The sequence below is a fragment of the Massilia agri genome, from assembly GCF_024753255.1.
GTDB lineage: Bacteria > Pseudomonadota > Gammaproteobacteria > Burkholderiales > Burkholderiaceae_D > Telluria > Telluria agri.
Window position 1 is genome coordinate 1 of sequence record NZ_JANUHA010000039.1, and the last position, 5,412, is coordinate 5,412.

3 protein-coding genes are annotated in these 5,412 nt (G+C 65.6%); all 3 read right to left on the reverse strand.

The genetic code is table 11. The features are described 5' to 3' along the window. Positions 1–29: 29 nt before the first annotated feature. On the reverse strand, positions 30–1,610 hold the full coding sequence (locus tag NX780_RS24985) for a response regulator (protein WP_258830597.1): 1,581 nt from the start codon (positions 1,608–1,610) through the stop codon (positions 30–32). 14 nt (positions 1,611–1,624) lie between these two features. Then, the gene (locus tag NX780_RS24990) at positions 1,625–4,546 is read right to left on the reverse strand and encodes a response regulator (RefSeq protein ID WP_258830598.1); all 2,922 of its coding nucleotides are present in this window, start codon (positions 4,544–4,546) and stop codon (positions 1,625–1,627) included. Positions 4,547–4,651: 105 nt separating this feature from the next. After that, complete coding sequence (locus NX780_RS24995) at positions 4,652–5,062, reverse strand: DUF2061 domain-containing protein (RefSeq protein WP_258830599.1); 411 nt, start codon at positions 5,060–5,062, stop codon at positions 4,652–4,654. Positions 5,063–5,412 lie beyond the last annotated feature (350 nt).

Here is a 5,412-nt window from a genome sequence, read left to right on the forward strand (position 1 = left end):
ACCGGTGACCCGGTGGGGTTTTTTGCGTTTCAGGCCAGCAGTTCCTGCACCACGCGCGTCATCTCGTCGAGTCGGTAAGGCTTGTGCAGCAGCTGGGTGCGCTGCACCTGGCCGGTCTGGTCGCTCATCCCCGCCGGGAAGCCCGACGCGAACAGGACTTTCGCCTGCGGCAGGTGCTCGGCCGCCGCACGCGCCAGATCCTGGCCCTTCACCGCGCCCGGCATCACGATATCGGTGAACACCAGGTCGATCGGCAGCCCCTGGCGGATCAGGCCGAGCGCCGTTTCTCCGTCTGCCGCTTCGAGCACATACAGCCCCTGCTTGCGCAGCACCTCGACGCAGACATCGCGCACCGCTGCTTCGTCTTCCACAACCAGCACGGTTCGCGTCCTGTCCCGCACTCCCGTATCAGGTGAGACTTCAGGCGCAGCCGATACGGCCGGGAAGTACAGACTGACCGTCGTGCCGCTTCCGCTCTCGCTCGCCAGCTCGATCTGCCCGCCGCTCTGCTTGACGAAACCGAAGGCCAGGCTCAGGCCAAGGCCCGCACGCCGCCCGCCCGGCTTGGTCGAGAAGAAGGGTTCGAAGGCGCGCCGCTGCACCTCTTCGCTCATGCCGGCGCCGGTGTCGCGCAGGCGCAGGCGCACATGGTCCGCTTCACCCTCCACGCCTGGCAACGGCGCGCGGTCGACAGTGATCGACAGAAGTCCATCCTCGCCCATCGCGTCGGCGGCATTCTGAACCAGGTGCAGCACGTTCTTCCCGAACTGCACCGGATCGAGTGCCGCCAGCGCGGCATCGCCGTGCGACGCGATGCTCAGGCGCCGCCCCGCGAGCACGTCCGCGATCGCGGCTTGCATGCTGCGCAAATGCGCGTCGACGGGAATCGTCATTGGCTGCAGTGGCTGGCGTCGGGCGAAAGCGAGCAGCTGCGCCGCGATGCGGGCGCCGCGCCGTACGCCTTCCGACGCCGCTTCCACCCTGCGTACCGTCTTTTCGTCCTGCTTGTGCATCATGCGCAGCAGTTGCAGGTGGCCGGTGATCAGCTGCAGGACATTGTTGAAGTCATGGGCGATCCCGCTGGTGAGCTGTCCGATCGCTTCCATCTTCTGGGCTTCGTGCAGCGACGCCTGGGCGTCGGCAAGCTCGCGTGTGCGGTCGAGCAGCGCGGCCTGGCTCGCCGCCAGCGCCTGCATCGCCTGGTCGCGTTCCAGCGTCGCATGGTAGGCGCGCGCATGCGCCCGCAGGCGTGCTGCGAGTTCGATACGGTCCGGCCATTTGACCAGGTAGTCCATCGCGCCGGCCGCGAAGCCGGTCGCCTTGACCTGCGGGCTGTCGTTTGACGACAGCATGATGAGCGGGATCTGCGCCAGGTCGGGCGCTTCCTTCAGCGTGCGGATCACATCCAGTCCGCTAAACACCGGCATGTGCAGGTCGACCATGATCACGCTTGGTGCGAAGGAGCGCGCCGCACGCACCGCGTCGCCCGGCTCCTGCAGGTATTCCAGGACCAGGTCCGGCTCCTGGTCCAGCATGCCGGCGACCAGCTCCGCGTTGATGCGGTGGTCGTCGATCAGCAGGATACGGCTCGTATTGTTGTACATGTTCATGTAGCGGACACGGATCAGTGCAAGGTCGTGGCGACGTGCGCAATGCTCATTTCGAGTTGCGGCAGGTCGTAGGGTTTCGGGAGCACCGCCATGCCGCTGGCCAGCGGAATGCGCGTGCTATGGCCGTCGCCCGAGGCGAGGATCACTTTCAGCGCCGGCTGCGAAGCCATGGCCCGGTTGGCAAGCTCGATGCCGGACAGGCCCGGCAAATTCAGGTCGGTGAACAGGATGTCGATGTCGTGTTCCTTCAGCAGTGCCAGCGCCTGCTCGGCGGAGGCACTGCCGCTGGCGGCGTGTCCGAGCGCCGCCAGCAGCTCGCACGCCAGTTCGCGCGTGTCGGGATCGTCTTCCACGACCAGGATGCGCTGGCCGCCCGCATTCGGTTCGAGCGCCTGCACCGGATGCGCCGGCCTCGCAGTGACGGGATCCGCCGGTCCGCCGAATTGCGCGCGTACCGCGCGTGCCAGCTGTTCCCGGTTGTAGGGCTTGGGCAGCAGCTCGAGCTCCTCGTCGAAGGATGCATCCGGCAGCTGGCCGGATGCGAGCATGATGTCGGTGCGCGGCGACAAGGTACGGCACTGGCGCACCAGGCTCGCGCAATCGACCGCGCCCGGCATCGAGATATCGGTAAACAGCAGGTCGACCGGCAAGCCGCTGCCGAGGATGGCCAACGCTTCCTGGCCGTTCCCGGCCCGCAGCACCCGGTAGCCCAGCCCGGCGAGGATCTCGGTGGTGGTGGCGATCACGGCGGGGTCGTCGTCGACCACCAGGATGGTTTCATGGCCGCCCGGGATGGCGGTGTCGGCCGCCGCTTCCTCTGCCAGCACCTGGCCCGCCGCGCGCGGCAGGTAGATTGCAATCGTCGTGCCTTCGCCCGGCCTGCTGCGCACCTTGATCTCGCCGCCGCTTTGCTTGACGAAGCCGTACACCATGCTCATGCCCAGGCCCGTGCCCTTGCCCGGCGCCTTGGTCGTGTAGAAGGGATCGAAGATCTTGTCGAGGATTTCCGGTGGCATGCCGCAGCCGCTGTCGGTGATCGACAGGCAGACGTGGTCGCCGCCCAGGGTGGCGTCATGCGGCGCGTTCGCCAGTCCGATGGTGAGGCTGCCGCTGCCGTCCATGGCGTCGCGCGCATTGATCGCCATGTTCAGGATGGCGTTCTCGAGCTGGTTGCGGTCGACCCGGACGTTCCACAGGCCGGCGTTCTGGCGGATTTCGACCGCGATGCGGTCGCCCATCGCGCGCAGCAGCAGCGACTCCATGCCGCCTATCAGTTCGCCGAGGTGGGTCACGACGGGCTGCAGCGGCTGGCGGCGCGCAAAGGCGAGCAGCTGCGAGGACAGTTTCGAGCCCCGTTCGACCGCGGCCACGGCGCTGGCGACCCGGCCGGCGGCTTGGGGGCCGATGCCGTCGAGTTCCATCAGCTGCAGGTTGCTCGAGATGATCTGCAGGACGTTGTTGAAGTCGTGCGCGACACCGCTCGCGAGTTGGCCCACCGCTTCCATTTTATGGGCTTGCCGCAGCGCGTCCTCGGCCTTGAAGCGTCCCGCCTCTTCCTGCTCGACCTTGCGTTCCAGGGACTGGTTCAGTTCACGCAGCGCGGCTTCGGCCTGCCGCAGGTTTTCCTCGGTCCGCTTGCGTTCGGTGATGTCGAAGGCCACGCCGAGGTAGCGGCGTTCGCCGGCCACCGTGCTGCGCATGGACTGGCCGCGGCGTGCGATCCAGCGCATCTCGCCCGTGTCGGCGCGGTGGATGCGGTATTCGTTGTAGCCGATCGGATTGTCGTCGTTGACCAGGCGCCGCGGGCCCGACAGGTGCCGGTCTTCGGGATGGACGTGCTCGACCAGCAGCTCGGCGGTGATCTCGGTGTCGGGCGCGAAGCCCCAGATGCGGCGGTAGGCGTCCGACACCGCCATCTTGCCCGTATTCGGGAACCACTCGAAGGTGCCGATCTCTCCGGCTTCCTGGGCGACCCGCAGCCGCTCCTCGGTCAGCGCATGACCGGTGACGTCGATGCCTTCCACGAAAATGGCGTAGGTCTGGCCATCCGCGTGCTTCAGGGGCTGGTAGACGAAGTCGAGGATGCGGCGTTCGGTCGCAGCGCCGTCACCGCTGTCCAGCAACACGTCGACGTTCCGGCCGTGATAGGGCTCGCCGTCGCGGTAGACGCGGTCCAGCAGTTCGAAGATGCCTTGTCCTTCCAGCTCGGGCAGCGCGGCGCGCACGGGTTTGCCCATGACATCGCGGTGCTGCACCAGCCTGAGATAGGAGTCGTTGGCGAGTTCGTAGACGTGGTCCGGCCCGACCAACACGGCCATGAAGCTCGGCGCCTGGCGGAACAGGGTGTTCAGGAAGTCCATGTCCGCCGCCAGGCGCTGGTTGAGGTTCTCGAGCCTGATGCGCAGGGCGTCGAGGTCGGCGTTGGCCTGCTTGAGATGCTGCTCCTGCCGGTCGCGCTCGCGTTCGGCGGTGACCCGCGCAGTGGTATCGATCACCGTCGACAGGGCGCCGCAAATCCGTCCATGCTCGTCCGCAGCCGGGGAATAGTAGAGGTCGAACCAGGTGTCCTGTGGGACGCCGTGCCGGGCGAGGACGAAATGCGCGTCGCGGAAGACGCGCTCTTCGCCGGCGAAGCAGGCGTCGAACACTTCCCGGTTGAAGTCCCAGGCCTCGGGCCAGGCGTCGCGCACCGATCCGCCGAAGGCCTGCGGGTGGCGGTCGGCTGCGATGCGCGCATAGGCGTCGTTATAGATGAGGGTGCGGTCGTCGCCCCAGACGAGCACCATGCTGACGGGAGCGCGCAGGACGGCCTCGAGGAGGATGCGCAGGCTGTCCGGCCAGGTGTCGAGCGGGCCAAGCGCGGTGCGGCTCCAGTCCTTCGTCCGAACAAGGGCTGCCGCTTCGCCGCCGCAGGTAGGCCACACCGACTTGCTCATGATCGCGCCCTATCGTTCGGGAGGGAATGACTGACGGGGTCGCCAGTACCAAGGCACAGTGTAACACTGGAAACTATGCGCCTTGGGACGCGCGTTCTTCTGGAATCAAGCCATGCGGACCGTGCCGCTGAGGCGCAGCTCGAGCTTTTCCCAGAAGCGGTCGTGAATCGGCAACAGGATCACGTTGCAGATCGGCTCCAGCACGGCCGCCATACCGCCGAATGCCAGCGAACCGGTGGCGAAGGCCATGACACCGAAGGCAACGATCATGTGGAGGGCGGTCTGGCTGACCTTTTCCGCAGCGATCCGCATGTAGCGCTCGCGCTCGTCGCGCGCCCTGGCGCGGATGGCCGACCAGGCTTTTTCGTGAATGGGGAGCAGCAGCACGTTGATGACCGGTTCGATGAGGAGTGCTAGGCCGCCGATCAGCATTGAGCCGGTCACCGCGTAGGTGATGACAAAAGCGATCGCGAGGTGAGCGACTACCTGGCTGGTTTTCTTGGCTGCGACGACCATGACGTTCTCTCTTTGCTGCGTTATCACTGGGGTAGGAGCAAATGATAACGATTCTCGTTCATAGCCTGAAGCAAATTAAATTGAATATATCGATAGCCATTTGCTATTGAGAGAAAAGAGCGCGGGGCTTGCAGAGGTGCCATGTGGTTTGCTATAGTCTTGCTCCTCCGACGCCGGCGCAGCTTTCAAAGCAGCGACAGCGAAGGAAAAGAGGGGCTTGACGATGAACGCAAAACACCGCATAATCTCGCTTCTCTGCTGCTGACGAACACAACGCTTCGCACGGTGCAGCAAGGTAGTGCAGAACAACGATCTTTAACAATCAACAGTCGATAAGTGTGGGCGTTTGA